This is a genomic window from Serratia sp. JSRIV004, from assembly GCF_019968705.1.
GTDB classification, from domain to species: Bacteria; Pseudomonadota; Gammaproteobacteria; order Enterobacterales; family Enterobacteriaceae; genus Chania; species Chania fonticola_B.
In genome coordinates this window covers 4,054,599-4,079,146 of sequence record NZ_CP074140.1, presented here as the reverse complement: position 1 = coordinate 4,079,146, position 24,548 = coordinate 4,054,599, and the positions used below count along the sequence as shown (strand labels likewise).

Annotated in this window: 20 protein-coding genes; 15 read left to right on the top strand and 5 right to left on the bottom strand. The window is 54.3% G+C overall.

The window, feature by feature from the left end; all coding sequences use genetic code 11:
- Nucleotides 1-8: 8 nt before the first annotated feature.
- Entirely contained in the window at nt 9-944 is a 936-nt protein-coding gene (locus tag KGP21_RS19510) for an IS110 family transposase (RefSeq protein WP_059199132.1), read from the top strand.
- A gap of 61 nt (nt 945-1,005) precedes the next feature.
- Here KGP21_RS19510 and KGP21_RS19505 read toward each other — a convergent pair whose 3' ends face one another.
- From KGP21_RS19505 to ackA, 3 genes are all read right to left on the bottom strand, one after another.
- A complete protein-coding gene (locus tag KGP21_RS19505; protein ID WP_059199085.1) occupies nt 1,006-1,965 on the bottom strand; it encodes an IS110 family transposase in 960 nt (319 codons plus the stop codon).
- Nucleotides 1,966-2,328: 363 nt separating this feature from the next.
- On the bottom strand, nt 2,329-4,488 hold the full coding sequence (gene pta, locus KGP21_RS19500; RefSeq protein WP_037375617.1) for a phosphate acetyltransferase: 2,160 nt from the start codon (nt 4,486-4,488) through the stop codon (nt 2,329-2,331).
- 101 nt (nt 4,489-4,589) lie between these two features.
- Entirely contained in the window at nt 4,590-5,792 is a 1,203-nt protein-coding gene (gene ackA / locus KGP21_RS19495; protein ID WP_021806000.1) for an acetate kinase, read from the bottom strand.
- Nucleotides 5,793-6,195: 403 nt separating this feature from the next.
- Between ackA and yfbV the strand changes: the two genes are divergently transcribed.
- The 5 genes from yfbV to KGP21_RS19470 all read left to right on the top strand — a co-directional run bounded on the left by yfbV (nt 6,196) and on the right by KGP21_RS19470 (nt 10,806).
- Nucleotides 6,196-6,651 (top strand): terminus macrodomain insulation protein YfbV, encoded by a 456-nt coding sequence (gene yfbV / locus KGP21_RS19490; RefSeq protein WP_025122796.1) that lies wholly within the window; start codon nt 6,196-6,198, stop codon nt 6,649-6,651.
- 189 nt (nt 6,652-6,840) lie between these two features.
- Nucleotides 6,841-7,335 (top strand): YfbU family protein, encoded by a 495-nt coding sequence (locus KGP21_RS19485; protein ID WP_021178532.1) that lies wholly within the window; start codon nt 6,841-6,843, stop codon nt 7,333-7,335.
- A 21-nt stretch (nt 7,336-7,356) separates the two neighbouring features.
- Nucleotides 7,357-8,013 (top strand): sugar phosphatase, encoded by a 657-nt coding sequence (locus KGP21_RS19480; RefSeq protein ID WP_021805998.1) that lies wholly within the window; start codon nt 7,357-7,359, stop codon nt 8,011-8,013.
- 96 nt (nt 8,014-8,109) lie between these two features.
- A complete protein-coding gene (locus KGP21_RS19475; RefSeq protein ID WP_021178530.1) occupies nt 8,110-9,942 on the top strand; it encodes an SLC13 family permease in 1,833 nt (610 codons plus the stop codon).
- A gap of 189 nt (nt 9,943-10,131) precedes the next feature.
- Nucleotides 10,132-10,806, top strand: a complete 675-nt coding sequence (locus KGP21_RS19470; RefSeq protein WP_037375528.1) for a hypothetical protein — start codon at nt 10,132-10,134, stop codon at nt 10,804-10,806.
- A gap of 41 nt (nt 10,807-10,847) precedes the next feature.
- Here KGP21_RS19470 and yfbR read toward each other — a convergent pair whose 3' ends face one another.
- Nucleotides 10,848-11,447: a 5'-deoxynucleotidase gene (yfbR, locus tag KGP21_RS19465; protein ID WP_021805996.1), complete on the bottom strand. Its 600-nt coding sequence runs from the start codon at nt 11,445-11,447 to the stop codon at nt 10,848-10,850.
- Between the two features lie 97 nt (nt 11,448-11,544).
- A complete protein-coding gene (locus tag KGP21_RS19460; protein WP_021805995.1) occupies nt 11,545-12,759 on the bottom strand; it encodes a pyridoxal phosphate-dependent aminotransferase in 1,215 nt (404 codons plus the stop codon).
- Between the two features lie 837 nt (nt 12,760-13,596).
- On the opposite strand from KGP21_RS19460, the gene lrhA reads away from it, so the two are divergent.
- The 9 genes from lrhA (at nt 13,597) to nuoI (ending at nt 24,539) form a co-directional block, all read left to right on the top strand.
- Complete coding sequence (lrhA, locus tag KGP21_RS19455; RefSeq protein ID WP_037375525.1) at nt 13,597-14,535, top strand: transcriptional regulator LrhA; 939 nt, start codon at nt 13,597-13,599, stop codon at nt 14,533-14,535.
- A gap of 701 nt (nt 14,536-15,236) precedes the next feature.
- Nucleotides 15,237-15,677, top strand: a complete 441-nt coding sequence (locus KGP21_RS19450) for an NADH-quinone oxidoreductase subunit A (RefSeq protein WP_021178526.1) — start codon at nt 15,237-15,239, stop codon at nt 15,675-15,677.
- 15 nt (nt 15,678-15,692) lie between these two features.
- On the top strand, nt 15,693-16,367 hold the full coding sequence (locus KGP21_RS19445) for an NADH-quinone oxidoreductase subunit B family protein (RefSeq protein WP_021178525.1): 675 nt from the start codon (nt 15,693-15,695) through the stop codon (nt 16,365-16,367).
- 97 nt (nt 16,368-16,464) lie between these two features.
- Nucleotides 16,465-18,270 carry an NADH-quinone oxidoreductase subunit C/D gene (gene nuoC / locus KGP21_RS19440; RefSeq protein ID WP_059201290.1) on the top strand — a complete coding sequence of 602 codons (1,806 nt, stop codon included), beginning with the start codon at nt 16,465-16,467 and terminating at the stop codon, nt 18,268-18,270.
- Nucleotides 18,271-18,272: 2 nt separating this feature from the next.
- Nucleotides 18,273-18,824, top strand: a complete 552-nt coding sequence (nuoE, locus tag KGP21_RS19435; RefSeq protein ID WP_021178523.1) for an NADH-quinone oxidoreductase subunit NuoE — start codon at nt 18,273-18,275, stop codon at nt 18,822-18,824.
- On the top strand, nt 18,821-20,173 hold the full coding sequence (gene nuoF / locus KGP21_RS19430) for an NADH-quinone oxidoreductase subunit NuoF (RefSeq protein WP_021805992.1): 1,353 nt from the start codon (nt 18,821-18,823) through the stop codon (nt 20,171-20,173). Before nuoE ends, nuoF begins: the two co-directional genes overlap by 4 nt.
- Nucleotides 20,174-20,272: 99 nt before the next feature.
- Nucleotides 20,273-23,008, top strand: a complete 2,736-nt coding sequence (gene nuoG, locus KGP21_RS19425; RefSeq protein ID WP_218519118.1) for an NADH-quinone oxidoreductase subunit NuoG — start codon at nt 20,273-20,275, stop codon at nt 23,006-23,008.
- A complete protein-coding gene (nuoH, locus tag KGP21_RS19420; RefSeq protein WP_021805990.1) occupies nt 23,005-23,982 on the top strand; it encodes an NADH-quinone oxidoreductase subunit NuoH in 978 nt (325 codons plus the stop codon). The genes nuoG and nuoH overlap by 4 nt, the downstream gene beginning before the upstream one ends.
- 14 nt (nt 23,983-23,996) lie before the next feature.
- Complete coding sequence (gene nuoI, locus KGP21_RS19415; RefSeq protein WP_021178518.1) at nt 23,997-24,539, top strand: NADH-quinone oxidoreductase subunit NuoI; 543 nt, start codon at nt 23,997-23,999, stop codon at nt 24,537-24,539.
- Nucleotides 24,540-24,548 lie beyond the last annotated feature (9 nt).

Here is a 24,548-nt window from a genome sequence, read left to right as displayed (position 1 = left end):
GACTTGAAATGACTGAACATGCAACCGTCGGTATCGACATTGCCAAAGACACTTTTGACGTATACATCGACCCAACTCGGCAGCTTCTGCATCTGGATAACACACCGGAAGGCCATCAGCAGTTGCTGAGTTCGCTCTCTGCCATCACCGTCAAGCTTGTCGTGATGGAGGCGACAGGCCGATATCACTCATTACTGGCCGCCACGCTTGAGTTGGCTGGGTTACCCGTGGCCGTGGTCAATCCACGCCAGGTAAAAAACTTCGCTCGTGCGCTAGGGACCCTGTACAAAACCGACCCGAATGATGCGCGTATCATCTGCGAGTTTGGCCGGAGAATGGAGCCCGAAGCCCGCCCCACACCGGATGAACAGACGCAGCGTCTGGCCGGGATGGTGACCCGCCGTCGCCAACTGGTCGATAACAGGACCATGGAGATAAACCGCTATAAAAGCTGCGATGACGTGGTGGTCTCAGCGGGCATCAAGCGGCATATCGACTGGCTGACCGCTGAAATCCGGGATGCAGATGACGATATCGACAGGCAAATAAAAGTGATGCCTCTGTGGCGGGAAAAGGCGACGTTGTTGGAGGAAGTCAAAGGTATCGGGCCGACAACGATGGCGGTGCTTCTTGCGATGTTGCCGGAGCTGGGGAGGCTGAATCGGCACAAAATAAGCGCGTTGGTTGGCGTGTGTCCCTATGCCCATGACAGTGGAAAAATGAAAGGGAAGCGAAGTATCTGGGGAGGGCGAAGCGCGGTGCGTTCAGCGCTATACATGGCGACCTTGTCAGCGGTGCGGTACAACCCGACAATCCGGGAGTTTTACGAGCGCCTGACAGGGCGTGGAAAACCGTTCAAGGTGGCGGTGACCGCCTGCGTGAGAAAGCTGCTAACCATCCTGAATGCGATGCTGCGGGATAATAAAAAATGGGTGACAAATTAATCATCACCCGTTGACTTTAAACACAGCTGCTCTCCCTGTGGGAGAGATACCGTCTTGTCGGCTATCCGGCAAGCGGTATTTCCGCATTAAATGTCTTTCCTGATTTCACCACACCATAGGCCAGTTGCAGCAACTTTCGCATCGCCGCACACACTCTTTCTTTGCCCGACTTCCCACGCAACTTTAGCCTTTCTGTTAAGTCTTTAACCACAACATTGTATTGGCCTGCCACTACCGCGGGCATGTATAACGCACTTCGCAGCTCACCGTGCCCCACTTTCGATAACCGGCTTTTCCCTTTAAACATCCCCGACTCACATCGCTGTGGATTCAGTCCTGCGTACGCTACCAGGGCCTTGCTGCTGGTGAACCGACGCAGGTTTCCTGCGAAGGCCAGCAGGCTGGAGCTCAGCATCTCTCCCACTCCAGGGATACTTTTTAGCAACTCGCTGTCCCGTTTCAGGTCAGGGTTATCATCGATGTGCTGACTGATTTTCTTTTTCGTTTCTCGTATCAGTTCATCCAACGTGGCGATGTGCTCATTGAGTGAAGGGACGATGACTGCTTCGGCCACCTCCAGGCGATTTTCTTCCATCTGACGCATCTCTTCCAGGTTCTTAAGATGCCTGACCAACGCGGTCAACTGGCGCTCGCTCAACGGGGCTGGGAACCACGGGGCAGGCTGATGCAGTGCGCAGTAGCGGGCTATCATCGCTGCATCGCTTTTGTCCGTTTTGTTCCGGGCCAGTTCTGTATTGCCGAAGGAATGGATACACGCCGGGTTCATCAGACTGACGTGGTAGTTGTTGTCTGCCAGATAAGTGGCCAGTTCCGTGCTGTAGCTCCCGGTGGCTTCCATACAGACATGACAGTCGCCAAAGCGGCTCAACCAGGCTGCGAACTCGCGGCATCCAGAAGGGGTATTGGCAAACTTTTTGGTTTTATACTTCTGATTGTCCAGCAGTACGGCGACATCAAATTTGTGTTTAGCGATATCAACGCCGACAGGGGTTCTACGCATTATGGCACTCCATAACCATGTCTGAAATTTATCGCCGGACCATCCTTATATGTAGGTGCTCATAGGCACAGGATACCGTTCGGTCTACAAGGCGACAGGGAAATAGACAGCCGGGGCACAATCTCTCCCACGGGCTCATAGGCACTAGGGTTAGGGGGAGCTCACCGGCTATCTCCCGATGATCAGTCGGGGATCTTCTCCGCTAAGGCGGAGAAGATCAAGACATAAGGGTTAGGGTGAGGGGCATCGGGGGGCATTGCTTGCTCTTTGTTGACGCCAAAAATAAAACGGCCCGGTGATGATCACCGAGCCGTTATGGGTATTACCAGAGTCTAAAGGTGCCGTAGTGGCACCTCTGTCTCATCAGGCAATAGCAGCCTGTGCATCAGCCTGAGCCGACTGGATCGCCGTCAGGGCTACGGTATAGACGATATCGTCAACCAGAGCACCACGTGACAGGTCGTTCACCGGCTTGCGCATGCCTTGCAGCATTGGCCCGATAGATACCAGGTCAGCAGAACGCTGTACCGCTTTATAAGTGGTGTTACCGGTGTTCAGATCCGGGAAGATGAACACGGTCGCCTGACCGGCTACTGGCGAGTTAGGCGCTTTGGATTTGGCCACGTCGGCCATGATCGCTGCGTCATACTGCAGTGGGCCATCGATGATCAGATCCGGGCGTTTTTCCTGGGCCAGACGGGTCGCTTCACGCACTTTCTCAACGTCGCTACCCGCACCGGAATTACCGGTAGAGTAAGAGATCATCGCTACGCGTGGTTCGATACCGAATGCGGCTGCGGAATCGGCAGACTGAATAGCGATTTCAGACAGCTGTTCAGCAGTTGGATCCGGGTTGATCGCGCAGTCGCCGTAGACCAGAACCTGGTCAGGCAGCAGCATGAAGAACACGGAAGAAACCAGCGAGCTGCCCGGCGCGGTTTTGATCAACTGCAACGGTGGGCGGATGGTATTGGCGGTGGTGTGAACGGCACCGGAAACCAGGCCGTCAACTTCGCCTTTTTCCAGCATCAGGGTGCCGAGAACTACGTTGTCTTCCAACTGCTCACGCGCAACTACTTCGGTCATGCCCTTGCTCTTACGCAGCTCAACCAGACGCGGCACATAGAGTTCGCGCACGGCAACCGGATCGACGATCTCGATGCCTTTACCCAGCTCAACGCCCTGCGCGGCGGCAACGCGTTTGATCTCTTCCGGGTTACCCAGCAGCACACATTCCGCGATACCACGTTCGGCACAGATGGCCGCCGCTTTCACGGTGCGTGGCTCGTCGCCTTCCGGCAGCACGATGCGTTTACCCGCTTTGCGCGCCAATTCGGTCAGCTCATAACGGAACGCCGGTGGGGACAGACGACGTGAACGCTCAGACGTGGCGGTCAGGGACTCGATCCATTCGGCGTTGATGTGGCTGGCCACGTAGTTCTGTACTTTCTCAATACGCTGATGGTCGTCTGAAGGCACTTCAAGGTTGAAGCTTTGCAGGCTCAGCGAGGTCTGCCAGGTGTTGGTGTCAACCATGAACACCGGCAGGCCGGTTTCAAAGGCGCGCTCACACAGCTTGTTGATGGAGGCATCGATTTCGTAGCCGCCGGTCAGCAGGATGGCACCAATTTCCACGCCGTTCATCGCGGCCAGGCAGGCTGAAACCAGCACGTCTGGACGGTCGGCAGAGGTAACTAACAGGGAACCTGGGCGGAAGTGTTCAAGCATGTGCGGAATGCTACGCGCACAGAAGGTCACAGATTTCACCCGGCGGGTCATGATGTCGCCTTCGTTGATCACTCGCGCCTTCAGGTGGCGGGCCATATCAATGGCACGGGTAGCGATCAGTTCGAAGCTCCACGGCACGCAACCCAATACCGGCAGCGGGCTGTTGGCGAACAGCTGTGCAGGATCGACGTTGGCTACGCTGGCCTTGGTGGAATCGTCAAAGATTTCGGACAGGTCTGGGCGAGTACGGCCCTGATCGTCCACCGGAGCGTTCAGCTTGTTGATGATCACGCCGGTAATGTTTTTGTTCTTGCTGCCGCCGAAGCTGGAGCGAGCCAGTTCGATGCGCTCGGTTAACTGGGCTGGAGAATCGTTACCCAGTGCCAGCACAAAGACGATCTCTGCATTCAGCGTTTTGGCGATCTCGTAGTTCAGCGCGTTGGCGAACTGATGCTTACGGGTAGGCACCAGGCCCTCAATCAGCACAACTTCTGCGTCTTTGGTGTTTTCGTGGTAACGGGCCACGATCTCTTCCATCAGCACGTCCTGCTTGTTGGAGCTCAGCAGGCTCTCAACGTAGCTCATGCGCAGGGGTTCGGCCGCCGGGATGGTCGAGTTGCTGCGGATGATGGTGGTGGTCTGGTCGAGAGAATCGCCGCCGGTACGCGGTTGGGCAATAGGTTTGAATACGCTCAGGCGAACGCCTTTTTGCTCCATGGAGCGGATGACACCCAGGCTGACGCTGGTCAGACCGACGCTGGTGCCTGTGGGGATCAACATAATTGTACGTGACACAGAATAGTCCTCTTCACGGTTTTCTGCCTGCAACGGGGGCGCAGACAAAGATGACAGGCTCAAAACAACACCGCCAGCCTGGGCTGACGGTGTGGAGAGCATTAAGCGGTCAGACGGGAAGCGTCTTGCGCGATGACCAATTCTTCGTTGGTCGGGATCACCAGTGCCGGACGGCTGCCGTCTTTGGTGATGTTGCCTGATTTGCCGAAGCGGGCAGCCAGGTTGCGTTCGTGGTCGATTTCAAAGCCCAGCAGGCCCAGTTTATCCAGGGTCAGCTCACGTACCATCGCAGCGTTCTCACCGATACCGCCGGTGAAGATCACAGCATCCAGACGGCCTTCCATCAGGGCGCTATAGGCACCGATATACTTGGCCAGACGGTGGCAGAAGACGTCCATGGCGCGCTTGGCATCGGCCTTGGTGTCATAGTTGTCTTCAACGTAACGGCAGTCGCTGGTGACTTCGGTCAGACCCAGCAGGCCAGACTCTTTGGTCAGCATCTTGTTGATCTGGTCAACGCTCATGCCCATGGCGTCGTGCAGGTGGAAGATGATGGCTGGATCGATGTCACCACTGCGGGTACCCATTACCAGGCCTTCCAGCGGGGTCAGACCCATGGAAGTATCAACACACTTACCGTTGCGTACTGCGGTTACGGAACCGCCGTTGCCCAGATGGCAGGTGATGATGTTAACTTCTTCAACCGGCTTGTTCAGCGCCTTCGCGGCTTCTTGAGTCACGTAGAAGTGGCTGGTGCCGTGTGCGCCGTAGCGACGAACGCCATGGTCGCGGTACAGGCTGTACGGCAGGGCATACAGGTAGGACTCTTCCGGCATGGTCTGATGGAACGCGGTGTCAAACACGGCAACGTTTTTATCAGCCAGATTAGGGAAGGATTTCAACGCTTCAGCAATACCGATCAGATGTGCTGGGTTATGCAGTGGTGCAAAAGGTACCGAATCTTTGATACCCTGCAGGACTTCGTCGTTGATGACGGCAGAAGCCGTGAACTTCTCGCCGCCGTGCACGATGCGGTGGCCGATAGCGGTCAACTGGGCGGAAAGCTCTGGTTTTTGTGCCAGAATAGTATTAACAATGAAGTTCAGCGCTTCGCTGTGCGCTGCGCCGGCACCCAGTGCCGCTTCTTGTTTACCGCCATCCATTTTCCATTTGATACGGGCTTCAGGAAGATGGAAGCACTCGGCCAGGCCAGAGAGGTATTCTTCACCGTTGGCTGCATCGATGATAGCGAATTTCAGGGAAGAACTGCCGCAGTTAAGGACCAGTACTAGCTTACTCGACATGGAAGTACCTACTTATAGTTCGTGTTGGTATTAAGGAAGACCCAAAAACACGTGGTGAATAAAACGTCAATCAGACAACAAGCGTAGCGCATAATGCCGTTGACATTTATGATTAACATCATGTCAGTGATACAAAGGACATAATGATGAAAAAACCGATGATTTCTCTGCGGTTTAAGCGATCCTGATTTTTACCGCTTCCTAGCCCCACATGGCCGCCAACGGCAGGATTAGGGAGATAGGGCTAAAAGTTGACAAATCTTCTGTCATCTTCTACCGGCACATGGCCGGCTTAGGATACCGATAGCCCGCCACAAACACAAAATAAATTTAAAGCTTCAACTTTTTTGTTAGTGTGTTTGCAAGAATATTTTATTTTTTATACGTGAAGTTGAGGTGCGCAATGACGAGCAGACCATCCGGTTCCGTAAGCTGGTTTCAGATATTCCAGCGCGGGCAGCATTACATGAAAACCTGGCCAGCAGACAAACGGCTGGCACCGCTTTTCCCTGAGAACCGCGTGTCACGCGCTACCCGCTTTGCCGTTCGCTTTATGCCCCCGTTGGCGATTTTTACCCTGACCTGGCAGATTGCGCTCGGCGGTCAGCTTGGCCCGGCGATTGCCACCGCACTGTTTGCCTGTAGCTTGCCGATGCAGGGGCTGTGGTGGTTGGGCCGACGTTCCGTGACACCATTGCCGCCAACCTTGCTGCAATGGTTCCATGAGGTCCGTAACAAGCTGGCGGAAGCTGGGCAGGCGATTGCCCCCGTAGAAGGGACGCCAACCTACCAGGCGCTGGCGGACGTGCTGAAACGTGCCTTCAAGCAGTTGGACAAAACCTTCCTCGACGATCTTTAAGCGCTACTGGGCCGGGGACTCACCGGCCTTGCTTGCTTTATGCCGCAAATTTGTGCCCTGATCATGTCTGGCCACGCCCCACATTTGACCAATATCCCGGTTCAAATCAAAGAAAGGTTTAGTTGTGATTCCACGCCATACTGAAGTCATGCGATGCTCTGGTTAATTTGCAGAACTGAGGACAATGAAATGGAAATGACTCACGCCCAACGGCTGATTTTGTCGAATCAATACAAGATGATGACCATGCTCGATCCGGACAATGCAGAGCGCTACCGCCGCTTGCAGACGATCATCGAGCGCGGTTTTGGTTTGCAAATGCGCGAGCTGGATCGTGATTTTGGTGAGATGAGCGAAGAAGTGTGCCGCACCATCATCAACATCATGGAAATGCACCATGCGCTCCAGGTTTCCTGGGAGAACCTCAAGGATCGCCAGGGGTTGGACGCGCGTCGCCTGGCATTCCTGGGTTTTGATGCCGCAACCGAAGCACGCTACCTGAGCTATGTGCGTTTCCTGGTGAATACGGAAGGGCGGTATACTCATTTCGATTCTGGTAGCCACGGGTTTAACGCCCAAACCAAAATGTGGGAAAAATACCAGCGCATGCTGAGTATCTGGCTATCCTGCCCACGCCAGTATCATTTGAGCGCCGTCGAGATTGCGCAAATCATCAATGCCTGATTAAACGTAGAGGGGTTTCCCGTGGAGTGTAAGGGTTTTCTGTTCGATCTTGATGGAACGTTAGTAGATTCATTACCGGCGGTAGAGCGAGCCTGGACGCAATGGGCAGAGCGCCATGGCATCAGCCCGCAACAGGTGCTGGACTTTATCCACGGAAAACAGGCGATCACCTCGCTGCGTCACTTTATGCCGAATGCCACCGAGGCTGAGCTACAGCATGAGTTCACATTGCTTGAGCAGGTAGAAGCAGAGGATACCGACGGCGTCCGTGCCCTGCCAGGGGCATTGGTTCTGCTGGAGCGGATCAAGGCGTTGGGGATACCTTGGGCAATCGTCACCTCGGGGTCCGTGCCAGTGGCCAACGCACGCCGCCTTGCCGGTGGGGTGCCGCTTCCTGAGGTGTTTATCACCAGTGAGCGGGTCAAACAGGGTAAACCGCATCCAGACGCCTACCTGTTAGGGGCACAAGGTCTTGGGTTGGCACCACAGGATTGTGTGGTGGTGGAAGATGCTCCTGCGGGGATCCTTTCCGGTTTGGCCGCAGGTTGCCAGGTGATTGCGGTTAATGCACCGGCAGACGCACCGAAGCTGAACCAGGTGGATCTGATCCTTTCCTCTTTGGAACAGCTCAAGATCGCCAAGTCCGAACAGGGCGCTGTCATCGAACTTATTGCTTAATCTGCACATTCTTACCTCAATTTGATTAGACCCCGCATCGTCGGGGTTTTTTTATGCTAATTTCTTATGCCGGGATCACTGCAGAATGAGGCCGTTTTGAACAGCGAATTACTTTGGGTTTTGAGTTTACTGTTAATAGCCATTGTGCTGTTTACCACCAACAAGCTGCGCATGGATGTGGTGGCACTATTGGTGATCATCGCGTTTGTGCTCAGTGGAACCTTGAGTCTGCAAGAGGCAACGGCTGGCTTCAGCGATCCTAACGTCATTTTGATCGCCGCTCTGTTCGTCATTGGCGAAGGGCTGGTACGCACCGGGGTGGCCTATCAGGTTGGCGACTGGCTGGTGAGAGTGGCGGGCAGCAGTGAAACCAAGATGATGATGCTGCTGATGTTTACCGTCGCCGGGCTGGGGGCCTTTATGAGCTCGACCGGGGTGGTAGCCATCTTTATTCCCGTGGTGCTCAGCGTCGCGGTGCGCATGAAAATCTCGCCAGGGCGGTTGATGATGCCGCTGAGCTTTGCCGGTTTGATCAGCGGCATGATGACGCTGGTTGCCACGCCGCCGAATATGGTGGTCAACAGTGAACTGGTACGTGAAGGCATCGACGGTTTCGGCTTCTTTGGCGTTACGCCAATTGGCCTGGTGGTGTTGCTGTTGGGCGTGGGGTACATGCTGGTTGCAAGACGCTGGCTCGGCGACAGCGGCGGCACCAAGACCAAGTCGGCGTGGGAGCGCCGGACTTTCCGCGATTTAATCCGCGATTATAAGCTCACCGGGCGGGCGCGTCGTTTGGCGGTACGTAGCGGTTCGCCACTGATTGGCCGTTCGCTGGATGAACTGCATTTGCGCGCGCGTTACAGCGCCAACGTTATCGGCATTGAGCGCTGGAAGCGTTTCCGCCGGGTGATGATCAGCGCCTTTGGCAGCACGGAACTGCGCGAAGGGGACGTACTGCTGATCGATATGACGGATTGTGATATCGATCTGCGTCAGTTCTGTAGTGAGCAACAGCTTGAGCCCATGGTGCTGCGGGGGGAATATTTCTCCGAACAGTCGCGCAACGTGGGCATGGCCGAAGTTTCGCTAATCCCTGAATCGGCCCTGCTGGGAAAAAGCGTGCGCGATGCCGCTTTCCGTAGCCGTTACGATCTCAACGTGGTCGGTATCCGCCGCAATGGTGAAACCCTGCAAGGCAAGCTGGTGGATGAACCGCTGGGCCTGGGGGACATTCTGTTGGTGATCGGCGACTGGAAAGCAATCCGCCAACTGCAGGCCAAAACCCATGACTTTATCGTCTTGAACCTGCCCGCCGAAGTGGACGAAGTGGCACCGGCGATCACCCAGGCTCCTCATGCGCTGTTCTGTCTGGCGCTGATGGTGGCAATGATGCTGACCGACGAGATCCCGAATCCGATCGCCGCACTGATCGCTTGCCTGTTGATGGGGCGCTTTCGTTGCATCGATATGGAAAGTGCTTATAAGGCGATCCATTGGCCGAGCATCATTTTAATCGTCGGTATGATGCCCTTTGCCCAAGCGTTGCAGAAAACGGGCGGGGTCGATCTGATCGTCCGTGGGTTGATGGATGTTGCCGGTGATGCCGGGCCGCACGTCATGCTGGCCTGTCTGTTTGTCCTGTGCGCCACCATAGGGCTGTTTATCTCCAACACCGCCACGGCGGTATTGATGGCACCGATTGCCATTGCTGCGGCCCGTGAAATGGGTGTTTCGCCTTATCCGTTTGCCATGATTATCGCGATTGCCGCCTCCGCCGCTTTTATGACGCCGGTGTCATCGCCGGTCAATACGCTGGTGTTGGGACCGGGAAACTACAAGTTTGGCGATTTTCTGAAAATTGGGGTGCCGTTCACCGTGCTGGTGATGATTGTCAGCGTGATATTGGTGCCTTGGTTGTATGCGTTTTAAGCACACAGTTTGCGTTTTATGTCAGGAATGAGTAAAGGCACTTTATTGACTCTTGAGAATGCGCTTAAGTAGCTAACGACCGAAACCATAAAGAGTTTTGGCATTTTATCGGCTCATGCTGCAGCTCGTTGAGGCTTTACGGCGACCGGTGTCGCCCAGGCTTAGTTTAGCGATCCTTCTGGAGTTGCCATGAAAATGAAACATGGATTTATAACCCTTACTTTAGCTTCTCTGTTGTTGCTGTCCGGCTGTGCGAGATACATGAGTGGCTCTCTCAATTCGGTGCCCGATCCGGGTTATGCCTTTGATAAGAATGCGCCAGTGTTGGTGCTTGTCGCCTCAGATTCTGATGAACCGATGCTGGCGAAACACTTCTTCGGTAATACGCTGACGTTTTTGCGCGCAAAGGGGTTTCAGCGCGTTTATACCGAGGATAACCTGCCAAATGGCGGTGTGGTGCCCAAGCTGTTTGTGGTGTTGGACGTAGATAAAAACACCCGGGTACATGAATATACCAGCGCGGATTACGGGGATGTGGCCACCGGTGAGACCACCGAATGCACCACTGAAAATACCAAGAAAGGGGAAAAGGCGACCTGCACCACCAAGGCCATTATGACCAGAGAGATCATTGGCTATTCGAAGAAAAGGGACTACTACACCGAGCGCCGTTTCCTGCTGAGTATGTTTAACAGCGATAAAAAACCGGTGCTGGAGGCCCAGGCTTCTTACTTTGGCAACCAATGCCCACAGGATAAAATTTACCGCTTCCTGGTCACACAAACTTTCCAGCGTATCGATTTACGCTCGGTGGTGGAGCAGGAGTTCACGGTAGAAATGCCGGAAGGTACGACCTGCGGCTAAGGTGTCTCAGACTGCCAGGTGCAAAGCACCTGGCTTTAGACTCACAGTGGTGAATCGCTGCTGATTTCATCCAGCGAAAGGCTGAAGCTTGGGATGAACACCGTCATGAAATACTCCATTTCCGGGCTGTGGCGCATTTGCAGCGTTTTCTCCAGACGAGCCTTGGCCTGCTTGAACTCATTATTCCCCGCAGACAGCTCCTCAAGACACTTCAGGTAAGCGCATAGCGCATCGGCCTGCTTCACGATCAGCTTTTCATCCTCGCTGTGATGGTGCTCATCCAGGATCGAGCGGAAATCGTTTTGTAACTCTTCCGGCAGCATCTCCAACAGCTTTTGTTGGGCAATCTTCTCGATTTTTTTGTATTCGTGGGCTATCTGCGGGTTGTAATACTTGATGGGAGTGGGCATATCGCCGGTCAGCACTTCGCTGGCATCGTGATACATCGCCAACAACGCCACGCGTTCGGCATTCAGGTTGCCGTTAAACTTGCGGTTTTTGATCGCGGCCAGCGCATGGGCGACAAAGGCGACCTGCAGGCTGTGTTCGGAAACGTTTTCGGTACGCACATTGCGCATCAGCGGCCAGCGGCTAATCAGTTTCAAACGGGACAGGTGGGCAAAGAAGTGGCTCTGGCTCATGGTGCTCTCTCTACAACGGCATGTGAGAGCATTATACGCTATGGAGCTAAGTACATCCCTCGGAATTGTAGGGCGCAGCGAACCGCGCCCGGCAAAATTACTGGTGATAGGTTTCCAGGAAGCGGCCCAGTTTGCCCACCGCCATTTCCAATTCATCCACGCGGGGTAGCGTAACGATACGGACGTGGTCTGGGTAAGGCCAGTTGAACGCGCTGCCCTGTACCAGTAACACCTTCTCTTGCAACAGCAGATCCAGCACCAGCTTCTGGTCGTCGCGGATGTTAAAGCGCTTGGCGTCAATGCGTGGGAACATATAGAGGGCCCCCTGAGGTTTCACGCAGGAAACGCCAGGGATCTCGTTTAGCAGTTCCCAGGTGCGGTCGCGTTGTTCATACAGGCGGCCACCAGGCTGAATAAATTCGCTGATGCTCTGGTAACCCCCCAGTGCCGTCTGGATCGCATGCTGCATTGGCACGTTAGCGCACAGACGCATGGAAGCCAGCATCTCCAACCCTTCAATATAGCCTTTGGCATGTTTCTTCGGCCCGTTGAGCACCATCCAGCCCTGACGGAAACCGGCAACGCGATAGGTTTTGGACAAGCCGTTAAAGGTGACGGTCAGCAGATCTGGGGCCAATGCGGCGATCGAGTGATGCTCTGCCTCGTCGTAGAGGATCTTGTCGTAGATTTCGTCGGCAAAGATGATCAGGTCATGCTGGCGGGCGATCTCGACGATCTGTTCCAGCAGTTCTTTGCTGTAGACCGCACCGGTTGGGTTATTAGGGTTGATGATCACGATGCCACGGGTGCGTGGGGTGATTTTGCTGCGAATATCGTCCAGATCCGGGAACCAGCCAGATTCTTCGTCGCACATATAGTGCACGGCCTTGCCGCTGGAAAGCGACACGGCGGCGGTCCACAACGGGTAGTCTGGCGCAGGTACCAGCATTTCATCACCGATGTTCAGCAGCGCTTGCATGGATTGCACGATCAGCTCAGAAACGCCATTGCCGATGTAGATATCCTCAACGGTCACGTCACGCATGTTACGTGCCTGATAGTGCTGCATGATTGCCTTGCGCGCCGAGTAGAGCCCTTTGGAGTCGCAGTAGCCTTGTGCCGTTGGCAGATTGCGGATCACGTCGACCAGAATTTCATCGGGGGCATCAAAGCCGAACGGGGCGGGGTTGCCAATGTTCAGCTTGAGGACTTTATTGCCTTCTTCTTCAAGACGTTTAGCTTCTTTGAGTACCGGGCCACGAATGTCATAACAGACGTTGTCCAGTTTGCTGGATTTCTCAATGGGGGACATAGAAAGTTGAGCCTTTTGCTAAGATAGGGTCGTTCCTACCGTGGAACACCGCAATCCGTCCAATGTACTCCTGGAGGCCGGGCTTTTGAAGGGTTATGCATTGCTTTGGTGAAAACGATCGGCAAAAATCGTTTTTTAAGACAATAACCGTCTGTATTGATCGTTTTTTCAGTGTTTAAATCTGATGGCGTCACTATTTTAAGGTTTATATGTCGACGGAAGGGCTTGTCACGTAAAGGGTTTTTATCAGTTAACCGCATAAATGTGTATGCCAAGCGCCAGAAAAACGCCAAAGCCGCTTAAAGATAGTAATATGGGATTAATCTGGTTTCTTGTCTGTACTGACAATACCACACTGAGTTGAAGTAGAATTACATTAGGTTCACTTCAGTAATTAACTTAAATTTTATTTAAGTAATAGTCAGGGTCTTTTAATAATCAAAAGACTTACTGCTTGAATTTATTAAATTCCCTAATCGATGCGTCGTTCGATATACGGGGGGGTTGTTAATATTTTGTACAGAAAACAACAATGCTGTCATGGTCTCTGGCGGCCAGAGATCGAGGTAACCGGGAGGAAAGGGGGGATTTTGCCCGCATAGGATTATCAATGCTTATAAGGGTAAGCACTTTTCGTCGTAACTTTCACCACTATCAATAAGCCGTTGCGATAGATCACGGATAAAAAGCGATGCAGATAACGAAATATAAGTAATTTTTTTGCCCTCTTCTAATGAGTGGGGTACTGTCATAAGTGGCGCATGCCCTTTTAAGCTGCGTCTTAGAAATACACCAGGGTAGTTTGTAAATTAGAATTTAAAAAGTGAAGAAAACACTATGACAAGTGCAAATCGTCCGATACTTAATCTCGACCTCGATCTGCTAAGAACTTTTGTTGCTGTTGCTGATTTGAATACGTTTGCGGCTGCTGCCGTTGCCGTGTGTCGTACTCAGTCCGCAGTCAGTCAACAAATGCAGCGGTTAGAGCAATTGGTTGGCAAAGAGTTGTTCGCCCGTCATGGGCGCAATAAATTGTTAACCGAACATGGTATCCAGCTTCTCGGCTACGCCAGGAAAATCCTGCGCTTCAACGACGAAGCTTGTGCCTCCTTGATGTACAACAATATCAACGGCGTTCTGACTATCGGTGCTTCTGATGATACCGCCGATACCATTTTGCCTTTCTTGCTAAACCGCGTGACGTCGGTCTATCCCAAGCTGGCGATTGATGTGCGGGTGAAGCGTAGTCCGTTCATGATCGACATGCTGAAGAATGGTGAAGTGGATCTGGCCATCACCACCGTGGATACCGAAGGGCATCCGCACATCATTCTGCGTACATCTCCAACGTTGTGGTACTGCTCGGCGGATTACCATTACCAGGCGGGGGAACCGATCCCTCTGGTGGTGATGGATGAGCCAAGCCCGTTCCGAGCGATGGCGATCAAGCACCTCGAAGCTGCCGATATTCCTTGGCGTATTGCCTACGTGGCCTCTACGCTTTCTGCGGTGCGCGCGGCGTGCCGGGCAGGTTTGGGGATCACCGTGCGGCCAATCGAAATGATGAGCCCAGATCTGCGAGTTCTGGGCGCGGCGGAAGGTTTACCGCATCTTCCTGATACGCAGTATGCGCTATGCAAAGACATGAAGTGCGAAAATGAACTGGCCATGGCGATCTTCAGTGCCGTGCAAAACGGCAGTGAGATTTACCACTTCGGCGGCGGCGAATCTTCGGTGATCGATGAAGGTTCCAGCGTGGCGGATAGCGAAGAGTAGCGTTTTACCCTAAGCTAGCCATAGTGAAAGTTACAAACCTCTGCCACGGCGGAGGTTTTTTTAGCTCAAAAAAATGAAATCAAGAATTTTGGCGTGTTGAAGGTAAATGCGATGCCAAATGGGTATTTATTCATGGTTTCTAGCAGGTGAAACCCGCATTTTTTCACATTGCTCGTTTTTTATGCAGTGATAACAATGAGTAAATACCTGGAGTTGATGGGGTTATTTTGCTATTTTACGCTGACGTTTTTTTACCTGAAATTGACAAAAATTGTTAAACCGCCACACTTTTTTTGAGGATTTCTGCCCGAAACGTGTCCTGGATCAAAAAAATACCCCTAGGTAGTGAGTGGAACAACAGGGAATTCCTGAGAGAATGGTATAGTAAAAGTGAAATGTGCCTGTGGGGTTATATCTATCTGTTTCCGTTGAGCAATCAACTGACACGATTTAGCCTAAGCCAAGCGCATCATATGTTAATTAAATGCTTCGTATGTAAATTAGTGTGTAGATACTTTTGTCAAAGTTGACAGAAGGTTATAGAAAGGAGTAAAAAGCCCACAGTAAAACACTGCCTAACTCTCTGTAAAAGCAGCTTGTTTGTGTGGTTATTTATCCTTCCCTTAAATCGATGTGGTGCACTAACTGCCAGTTACAAGAGCAGAACGATCGACGCCACTTTTGATGAGTAAGCATAGAGTATGTCAACAACCATTGAAGTCATCGCTCATCACTGGGCGTTCGCCGTATTTCTTATCATGGCTATCGGGCTCTGCGGCTTCATGCTGCTGGGTGCGTTCTTCTTGGGTGGGAGAGCCCAGGCTCGCGCCAAAAACACCCCTTATGAATCCGGGGTCGACTCGGTCGGTACGGCGCGTTTGCGTCTGTCCGCCAAGTTCTACCTGGTGGCCATGTTCTTCGTCATTTTCGATGTTGAAGCCTTATATCTGTACGCCTGGTCGGTCTCGATTCGTGAGAGCGGTTGGGTAGGCTTTATCGAAGCCGCCATTTTCATTTTGGTGTTATTGGCTGGTTTGGTTTATCTGGTGCGTATCGGCGCATTGGATTGGACTCCAACGCGCTCCAAGCGTTTGAGTAAGCCAACTATCATCAAGAACGCTAGCAACAGTCATCCGCAGTAACAGCGAGGCATTAAGATGGACTATACGCTCACCCGCATAGACCCGAACGGTGAGAACGACCGTTATCCCCTGCAAAAACAGGAGATCGTAGGCGATCCCCTTGAGCAGCAGGTTCACCGTACGGTTTACATGGGTAAACTCGAACATGCTTTGCATGACATGGTGAACTGGGGGCGTAAAAACTCTCTTTGGCCGTATAACTTCGGCCTTTCGTGCTGTTATGTGGAAATGGTGACCTCGTTTACCGCCGTTCACGACGTGGCGCGTTTTGGTGCGGAAGTATTGCGTGCCTCCCCACGCCAGGCCGACTTTATGGTCGTTGCCGGCACCTGCTTTACCAAGATGGCCCCGGTCATTCAGCGTTTGTACGAGCAAATGCTGGAGCCTAAATGGGTGATCTCGATGGGCTCCTGCGCCAACTCAGGCGGCATGTACGATATCTACTCAGTAGTCCAGGGCGTGGATAAATTCCTGCCGGTCGACGTGTATATTCCTGGCTGCCCACCGCGCCCGGAAGCTTACATGCAGGCACTGCTGCTGCTGCAGGAATCCATTGGTAAAGAACGTCGCCCGCTGTCGTGGGTCGTTGGCGATCAGGGCGTGTACCGCGCCAATATGCCATCAGAAAAAGAACGTAAGCACGCCGAGCGTATTGCGGTAACCAACCTTCGGTCGCCTGACGAGATTTAAAATTGCGGGTATAAGCTAGTTACGTTGCCTTTTTGTGGTCACAACGAATAGTTAAGCTTGCAATAAAAATGGCCATTTAATGTGGTGAAAAAAAATTATGACAGATTTAACGACGCACGAAGCCCCGCCTGCACGGCCTATATGGGAAACCAGCGATCATCTCGATGATCCGGTGATCGGCGAACTGCGCAACCGTTTTGGGCCGGAAGCCTTTACTGTTCAGCCCACCCGTACCGGAATGCCCGTGGTATGGGTCAAAGTTGAGCAGTTGCTGGAAGTTATGACGTTTTTGAGAAAACAACCGAAGCCGTACGTCATGCTGTTCGACCTGCATGGCATGGACGAGCGTCTTCGTACCCACCGTGAAGGCTTGCCTGCCGCGGACTTCTCTGTTTTCTACCATCTGATCTCTGTCGAACGTAACCGTGACATCATGCTGAAAGTGGCGCTGTCTGAAAAAGACCTGCACGTGCCCACAGCAACCAAGATTTTCCCGAATGCCAACTGGTATGAGCGCGAAACCTGGGAAATGTTCGGTATTACCTTCGACGGTCACCCGCACCTGACGCGCATCATGATGCCGCAGAGTTGGGAAGGTCATCCACTGCGTAAAGACTACCCGGCGCGCGCCACCGAATTCGATCCTTTTGTGTTGACCAAACAAAAAGAAGATCTGGAGATGGAGTCGCTGAAGTTCAAGCCGGAAGAGTGGGGCATGAAGCGCGGCACCGAGAATGAGGACTTCATGTTCCTTAACCTCGGCCCGAACCACCCTTCTTCACACGGTGCATTCCGTATCATTCTGCAGTTGGACGGTGAAGACATCGTTGACTGTGTGCCGGACGTGGGTTACCACCACCGTGGCGCAGAGAAGATGGGCGAGCGCCAGTCTTGGCACAGTTTTATCCCGTATACCGACCGTATCGAATACCTCGGCGGCTGCGTAAACGAAATGCCTTACGTACTGGCGGTGGAAAAACTGGCCGGGATCGTGGTGCCGGATCGTGTCAACACCATCCGCGTCATGCTGTCTGAGCTGTTCCGCATCAACAGCCACCTGCTGTACATCAGTACCTTTATCCAGGACGTGGGCGCCATGACCCCGGTGTTCTTTGCCTTTACCGACCGTCAGAAAGTTTATGATGTCGTTGAAGCGATTACCGGCTTCCGTATGCACCCGGCCTGGTTCCGCATAGGTGGCGTGGCGCACGACCTACCGCGTGGCTGGGATCGCCTGCTGCGTGACTTCCTGGACTGGATGCCGAAGCGCCTCGATTCCTATGTGAAAGCGGCACTGCACAACTCCGTTCTGAAAGGGCGTTCTGTCGGCGTGGCTTCTTACAACGCCAAAGAAGCGTTGGAATGGGGTGTGACTGGTGCTGGCTTGCGCGCTACCGGCGTTGAGTTTGACGTGCGTAAATGGCGTCCATACTCCGGCTATGAAAACTTCGATTTTGAAGTGCCGGTCGGCGACGGTAACAGCGACTGCTATACCCGCGTGATGCTGAAAGTGGAAGAGCTGCGCCAGAGCCTGCGCATTCTTGAGCAGTGCCTGAACAATATGCCGGAAGGCCCGTTCAAGGCCGATCATCCGCTGACCACGCCGCCGCCGAAAGAGCGTACGCTGCAACATATTGAAACGCTGATCACCCACTTCCTGCAGGTTTCCTGGGGCCCGGTGATGCCAGCCAACGAATCATTCCAGATGGTTGAAGCCACGAAAGGGATCAACAGCTACTACCTGACCAGCGACGGCAGCACCATGAGCTATCGCACCAGGATCCGTACGCCAAGCTATGCTCACCTGCAGCAAATCCCTGCGGTGATCCGTGGCAGCCTGGTCTCTGACCTGATCGTCTATCTGGGTAGTATCGATTTTGTAATGTCAGATGTGGACCGCTAACTATGCATGATCTTAAAGACACTCACGTGAGTCACGATGCGCTTGAGGCCACCAATGCAGCCGCTCCCCAGAGCGGCGCTGATGCATTTGTGCTGAGCGCGGAAGAACGTGATGCGATCGAGCACGAAAAGCACCATTACGAGGATCCACGCGCCGCCTCCATTGAAGCACTGAAGATCGTGCAGAAGCAGCGTGGCTGGGTTCCGGATGGGGCGATTTATGCCATCGCTGAAGTGCTGGGCATCCCAGCCAGCGACGTAGAAGGCGTGGCCACGTTCTACAGCCAGATTTTCCGCCAGCCAGTAGGACGCCATGTGATCCGTTACTGTGACAGCGTGGTTTGTCACATCAACGGCTACCAGGGCATTCAGGCCGCGCTGGAAAAGAAACTCAACATCAAGCCGGGCCAGACTACCTTCGACGGTCGCTTCACCCTGCTGCCGACCTGCTGTCTGGGCAACTGCGACAAAGGCCCGAACATGATGATCGATGAAGATACTCATGCTCACCTGACGCCAGAAAACGCGGTCGAACTGTTGGAGCGGTATAAATGATGATTGATATCAAACGTACTGCCGAAATGCATCCGCTGACCTGGCGCCTGCGCGATGACCAACAGCCGGTCTGGCTGGATGAATATCGCAGCAAGAACGGTTACCAGGGCGCGGAAAAAGCGCTGAAAGGCATGGCCGCCGACGACATCGTCACCCTGGTGAAAGATGCCGGGCTGAAAGGCCGTGGTGGTGCAGGTTTCTCCACCGGTTTGAAGTGGAGCCTGATGCCGAAAGACGAATCCATGAACATCCGTTACCTGCTGTGTAACGCCGATGAAATGGAGCCGGGCACCTATAAAGACCGTCTGCTGATGGAGCAACTGCCACACCTGTTGGTGGAAGGCATGCTGATTTCGGCATTTGCGCTGAAAGCCTATCGGGGTTACATCTTCCTGCGTGGCGAATACGTCGAGGCTGCAGTGCACCTGCGCCGTGCGATTGCGGAAGCTACCGAAGCAGGCCTGCTGGGCAAAAATATCATGGGCAGCGGCTTTGACTTCGAGCTGTTCGTCCACACCGGCGCTGGCCGCTACATCTGCGGTGAAGAAACGGCGCTGATCAACTCGCTGGAAGGCCGCCGTGCCAACCCGCGCTCCAAGCCGCCATTCCCCGCTTCCGTGGGCGTATGGGGCAAACCGACCTGCGTGAACAACGTAGAGACCTTGTGTAACGTGCCTGCCATCCTCGAGCATGGTGTGGACTGGTACAAAGGGATCTCTGCCGGTAAGAGTAACGACGCCGGTACCAAACTGATGGGCTTCTCTGGCCGGGTGAAAAACCCAGGCGTCTGGGAGCTGCCGTTTGGCACTACCGCGCGTGAAATTCTGGAAGATTACGCCGGTGGCATGCGTGATGGCCTGAAATTTAAAGCCTGGCAGCCGGGCGGGGCGGGTACCGACTTCCTGACCGCCGATCACCTGGATCTGCCAATGGACTTCGAAAGCATCGGTAAAGCGGGCAGCCGTTTAGGTACGGCGCTGGCGATGGCGGTGGATCACGAAATCGGCATGGTTCCCCTGGTGCGTAACCTGGAAGAGTTCTTTGCCCGTGAGTCCTGTGGCTGGTGTACACCGTGCCGTGACGGCTTGCCGTGGAGCGTGAAGATCCTGCGTGCTTTGGAAAGAGGCGAAGGCCAGCCGGGGGATATCGAAACCCTCGAGCAGCTGTGCCGCTCCCTTGGCCCAGGTAAAACCTTCTGCGCCCATGCGCCAGGTGCCGTAGAGCCACTGCAAAGCGCGATTAAATATTTCCGTGAAGAGTTTGAAGCCGGGATTTCCCCACAGTACTTGGGCAATCTCCAGGCGGTTGGCGGCATTCAGCCAAACAACTTGTTGAAGCAACGCTGGTAATCCTGCTTTGCCTGGGTGCGGTGAGCGCGCCCCGAAACACGGCCAGAATTTTTGATTAACGCCTGCCTTATGGGCAGGCCACTTGGAAGCATGCTGACTATGGCTACGATTCATGTAGACGGCAAAGAATACGACGTAGATGGAGCCGACAACCTGTTGCAGGCGTGTCTCTCCCTCGGCCTCGATATTCCTTACTTTTGCTGGCATCCGGCGCTTGGAAGCGTCGGCGCTTGCCGCCAATGTGCGGTAAAGCAATACCAAAACGCGGACGATACGCGTGGCCGTTTGGTGATGTCCTGTATGACACCGGCATCCGATGGAACCTTTATTTCCATCGATGACGCAGAAGCCAAACAGTTCCGTGAAAGCGTGGTCGAGTGGTTGATGACCAACCACCCGCACGACTGTCCGGTATGTGAAGAGGGCGGTAACTGTCACCTGCAAGATATGACAGTAATGACCGGCCACAGCTTCCGTAAATATCGCTTCAGTAAGCGCACCCACAACAATCAGGAACTGGGGCCATTTATCTCGCACGAGATGAACCGCTGCATCGCCTGTTACCGTTGTGTGCGTTACTACAAAGACTACGCGGATGGCACCGATTTTGGTGTCTACGGCGCGCACGACAACGTCTATTTCGGTCGTCCGGAAAGCGGCACGCTGGAAAGCGAGTTCTCCGGTAACCTGGTAGAAGTGTGCCCAACCGGCGTATTCACCGACAAAACCCACTCCGAGCGTTACAACCGTAAGTGGGACATGCAGTTTGCCCCGAGCATCTGCCAGCAGTGCAGCATCGGCTGTAACACCAGCCCAGGTGAGCGCTATGGCGAACTGCGCCGTATCGAAAACCGTTACAACGGCAGCGTGAACCACTATTTCCTGTGTGACCGCGGCCGCTTTGGTTATGGCTATGTGAACCAGAAAGATCGCCCTCGTCAGCCGCAGCAACTGCGTGGCAACGACTGGATCACCCTGAACGCCGAACAGGCGATGCAGGGCGCGGCAGATATTCTGCGTCAGGCCAACAAAACCATCGGTATCGGTTCACCGCGTGCCAGCCTGGAAAGCAACTTTGCGTTGCGTGAACTGGTCGGCGCCGAGAACTTCTATACCGGCATCAATCAGGCTGAACAACAGCGCCTGGACCTGATGCTCAACGTGTTGAAAAACAGCGGCGTTTATACGCCTAACCTGCGTGAAATCGAAAGCTACGACGCGGTGTTGGTACTGGGTGAAGATTTGACCCAGACCGGCGCTCGTATCGCGCTGTCGGTACGTCAGGCGGTGAAAGGGAAAGCCCGCGCGATGGCTGCGGCACACCGCGTTGCCGATTGGCAGATCGCGGCGGTGCAAACCATCGGGCAGCACGCCAAACACCCGCTGTTCGTCACTAACGTTGATAACACCCGTCTGGACGACATCGCCGCCTGGAACTACCGTGCGCCGGTGGATGAGCAAGCCCGTTTAGGCTTCGCCATTGCCCACGCGCTGGATGAGTCCGCGCCGGCGGTGACCGATCTGGCCGAAGGTCTGAACAAGAAAATCGACGTGATCGTGCAGGCCCTGGCCGGTGCGCAGAAACCCTTGATCATCACCGGCAGCAATGCGGGTAGCACAGCGATCATTGAAGCTGCGGCCAACATTGCCAAGGCGTTGAAAGGTCGCGGTGCCAATGTCGGCATCACCTTCGTTGCCGCCGCTGCCAACAGCATGGGCTTGGCGATGATTGGTGGTGGCTCGCTGGATGAGGCGCTGGTGCAGTTGGAAAGTGGTGCCGCTGATACCGCCATCGTGATGGAAAACGATCTCTATCGTCACGCCCCTGCGGCCAAAGTGGATGCCGCATTGGCCAAGATCAGTAACCTGATCGTTGCCGATCACCAGCGCACCGCCATCATGGACAAAGCCAACCTGATCCTGTCTGCGGCCAGTTTTGCAGAGAGCGATGGGACCTTGGTCAGCCAGGAAGGCCGCGCGCAGCGCTTCTTCCAGGTCTACGACCCGGCTTATTACGATGATGCCAAGAAAAATATCTACAGCGTGATGTTGGAAAGCTGGCGTTGGATGCACTCGCTGCATTCCACCTACACCAGCCGCCAGGTTGACTGGACCCAGCTCGATGACGTGATTGCCGCGTGCGTGAGCGCATTGCCGCAGTTGCAAGGTATTGTCGAAGCTGCCCCAGATGCGACCTTCCGTATCCGTGGTCAGAAACTGGCCCGTTCACCGCACCGCTACAGTGGCCGTACCGCGATGCGTGCCGATATCAGCGTGCATGAACCGCGTCAGCCGCAAGATAAAGACACCATGTTCGCCTTCTCGATGGAAGGGAACAACAGCCCGCTGGCTGACCGTCAGCAGATCCCATTTGCCTGGGCACCAGGTTGGAACTCACCGCAGGCATGGAACAAGTTCCAGGCCGAAGTGGGTGGCAAACTGCGCCATGGCGATCCGGGTATCCGCCTGATCGAAGCAGGGGAGGGCAACCTCGGTTACTTCACCGCTATCCCTACGGCGTTCAAAGCCGAAGGCTGGCGTGTTGCGCCGTATTACCACCTGTTTGGCAGTGACGAAATGTCACAGCGCTCCGAAGTGATCCAGCAGCGTATGCCTCAGGCCTACGTGATGATCAACGTTGCCGATGCCGCACAGCTTGGTGTCAATGCCGGTGCCTGGGTCGAGTTCAGCTGTGCAGGTCAAACGCTGCGTTTGCCGGTACGCCTGAGTGAAACCCTGAGCCAAGGCCAGGTTGGTTTGCCGCTCGGCTTGCCAGGGATCCCGCCGGTACTGGTGGGTGCGAAGGTTGAAAATCTGCGGGAGGCGGCACTATGAGCTGGTTGACACCTGAGGTGATCGACATCCTGATCGCCGTGTTGAAAGCGGTGGTGATCCTGTTGGTCGTGGTCACCTGCGGGGCGTTTATGAGCTTCGGCGAACGCCGTCTGCTGGGGCTGTTCCAGAACCGTTACGGGCCAAACCGTGTCGGCTGGGGCGGTTCGCTGCAGCTGGTCGCCGACATGATCAAAATGTTCTTCAAAGAAGACTGGGTTCCGACCTTCGCCGACCGCATGATCTTTACGCTGGCCCCGGTGATTGCCTTTACCTCGCTGCTGTTGGCCTTTGCCATCGTGCCGGTCAGCCCGACCTGGTCGGTGGCCGATCTCAACATCGGTATTCTGTTCTTCCTGATGATGGCTGGCCTGGCGGTGTATGCCGTGCTGTTCGCCGGCTGGTCCAGTAACAACAAATACTCGCTGTTAGGGGCGATGCGTGCTTCGGCACAAACCCTGAGCTACGAAGTGTTCCTCGGCCTGTCCGTGCTGGGCGTGGTGGCGCAAGCCGACTCGTTCAACATGCAGGCGATTGTTGAATCACAGGCGCACATCTGGAACGTCATTCCGCAATTCTTTGGTTTCATTACCTTTGCGATTGCCGGTGTGGCGGTATGTCACCGCCACCCATTTGACCAGCCGGAAGCCGAGCAGGAACTGGCCGACGGTTACCACATTGAATATTCCGGTATGAAATTCGGTCTGTTCTTCGTGGGGGAATACATCGGTATCGTGACCGTGTCCGCCCTGATTGTGACGTTGTTCTTCGGCGGTTGGCAGGGTCCATTCCTGCCGCCATTCATCTGGTTCGCACTGAAAACGGCCTTCTTCATGGTGATGTTCATTCTGATCCGTGCTTCGTTGCCGCGTCCGCGTTATGACCAGGTGATGTCTTTCGGCTGGAAAATTTGCCTGCCGTTGACGCTGCTGAACCTGCTGGCAACCGCCGCGGTCATTTTGTACAACGCTCAATAAGGGGTGAATAAACCATGACATTGAAAGAGTTAGTGGTTGGTTTCGGCACCCAGGTGCGCAGCCTTTGGATGATTGGCCTACACGCCTTCGCCAAACGCGAAACCCAGATGTATCCGGAAGAACCGGTTTACCTGCCGCCCCGCTACCGTGGCCGCATCGTGCTGACGCGCGATCCGGACGGAGAAGAGCGCTGCGTAGCCTGTAACCTGTGTGCGGTTGCCTGTCCGGTTGGCTGTATCTCCCTGCAAAAAGCAGAGCAGAAAGATGGCCGCTGGTATCCGGAGTTTTTCCGCATCAACTTCTCACGCTGCATTTTCTGCGGTCTGTGCGAAGAAGCTTGCCCAACTACCGCGATCCAGCTGACGCCGGATTTCGAAATGGGTGAGTTCAAGCGCCAGGATCTGGTGTACGAAAAAGAAGATCTGTTGATCTCGGGGCCGGGTAAATATCCGGAATATAACTTCTACCGGATGGCCGGTATGGCGATTGACGGCAAAGCCAAAGGCGAAGCCGAAAACGAAGCCAAACCGATCGACGTCAAAGGTCTGTTGCCTTAAGGAGCCAGC

Excerpts from the sequence above, each read along its gene's own strand:
- KGP21_RS19510 (WP_059199132.1), top strand. The coding sequence starts at position 9 with ATGACTGAACATGCAACCGTCGGTATCGACATTGCCAAAGACACTTTT.
- KGP21_RS19505 (WP_059199085.1), bottom strand. The coding sequence starts at position 1,965 with ATGCGTAGAACCCCTGTCGGCGTTGATATCGCTAAACACAAATTTGAT.
- ackA (WP_021806000.1), bottom strand. The coding sequence starts at position 5,792 with ATGTCGAGTAAGCTAGTACTGGTCCTTAACTGCGGCAGTTCTTCCCTG.
- yfbV (WP_025122796.1), top strand. The coding sequence starts at position 6,196 with ATGACGAGCAGACCATCCGGTTCCGTAAGCTGGTTTCAGATATTCCAG.
- KGP21_RS19485 (WP_021178532.1), top strand. The coding sequence starts at position 6,841 with ATGGAAATGACTCACGCCCAACGGCTGATTTTGTCGAATCAATACAAG.
- KGP21_RS19470 (WP_037375528.1), top strand. The coding sequence starts at position 10,132 with ATGAAAATGAAACATGGATTTATAACCCTTACTTTAGCTTCTCTGTTG.
- yfbR (WP_021805996.1), bottom strand. The coding sequence starts at position 11,447 with ATGAGCCAGAGCCACTTCTTTGCCCACCTGTCCCGTTTGAAACTGATT.
- KGP21_RS19460 (WP_021805995.1), bottom strand. The coding sequence starts at position 12,759 with ATGTCCCCCATTGAGAAATCCAGCAAACTGGACAACGTCTGTTATGAC.
- lrhA (WP_037375525.1), top strand. The coding sequence starts at position 13,597 with ATGACAAGTGCAAATCGTCCGATACTTAATCTCGACCTCGATCTGCTA.
- KGP21_RS19450 (WP_021178526.1), top strand. The coding sequence starts at position 15,237 with ATGTCAACAACCATTGAAGTCATCGCTCATCACTGGGCGTTCGCCGTA.
- KGP21_RS19445 (WP_021178525.1), top strand. The coding sequence starts at position 15,693 with ATGGACTATACGCTCACCCGCATAGACCCGAACGGTGAGAACGACCGT.
- nuoC (WP_059201290.1), top strand. The coding sequence starts at position 16,465 with ATGACAGATTTAACGACGCACGAAGCCCCGCCTGCACGGCCTATATGG.
- nuoE (WP_021178523.1), top strand. The coding sequence starts at position 18,273 with ATGCATGATCTTAAAGACACTCACGTGAGTCACGATGCGCTTGAGGCC.
- nuoF (WP_021805992.1), top strand. The coding sequence starts at position 18,821 with ATGATGATTGATATCAAACGTACTGCCGAAATGCATCCGCTGACCTGG.
- nuoG (WP_218519118.1), top strand. The coding sequence starts at position 20,273 with ATGGCTACGATTCATGTAGACGGCAAAGAATACGACGTAGATGGAGCC.
- nuoH (WP_021805990.1), top strand. The coding sequence starts at position 23,005 with ATGAGCTGGTTGACACCTGAGGTGATCGACATCCTGATCGCCGTGTTG.
- nuoI (WP_021178518.1), top strand. The coding sequence starts at position 23,997 with ATGACATTGAAAGAGTTAGTGGTTGGTTTCGGCACCCAGGTGCGCAGC.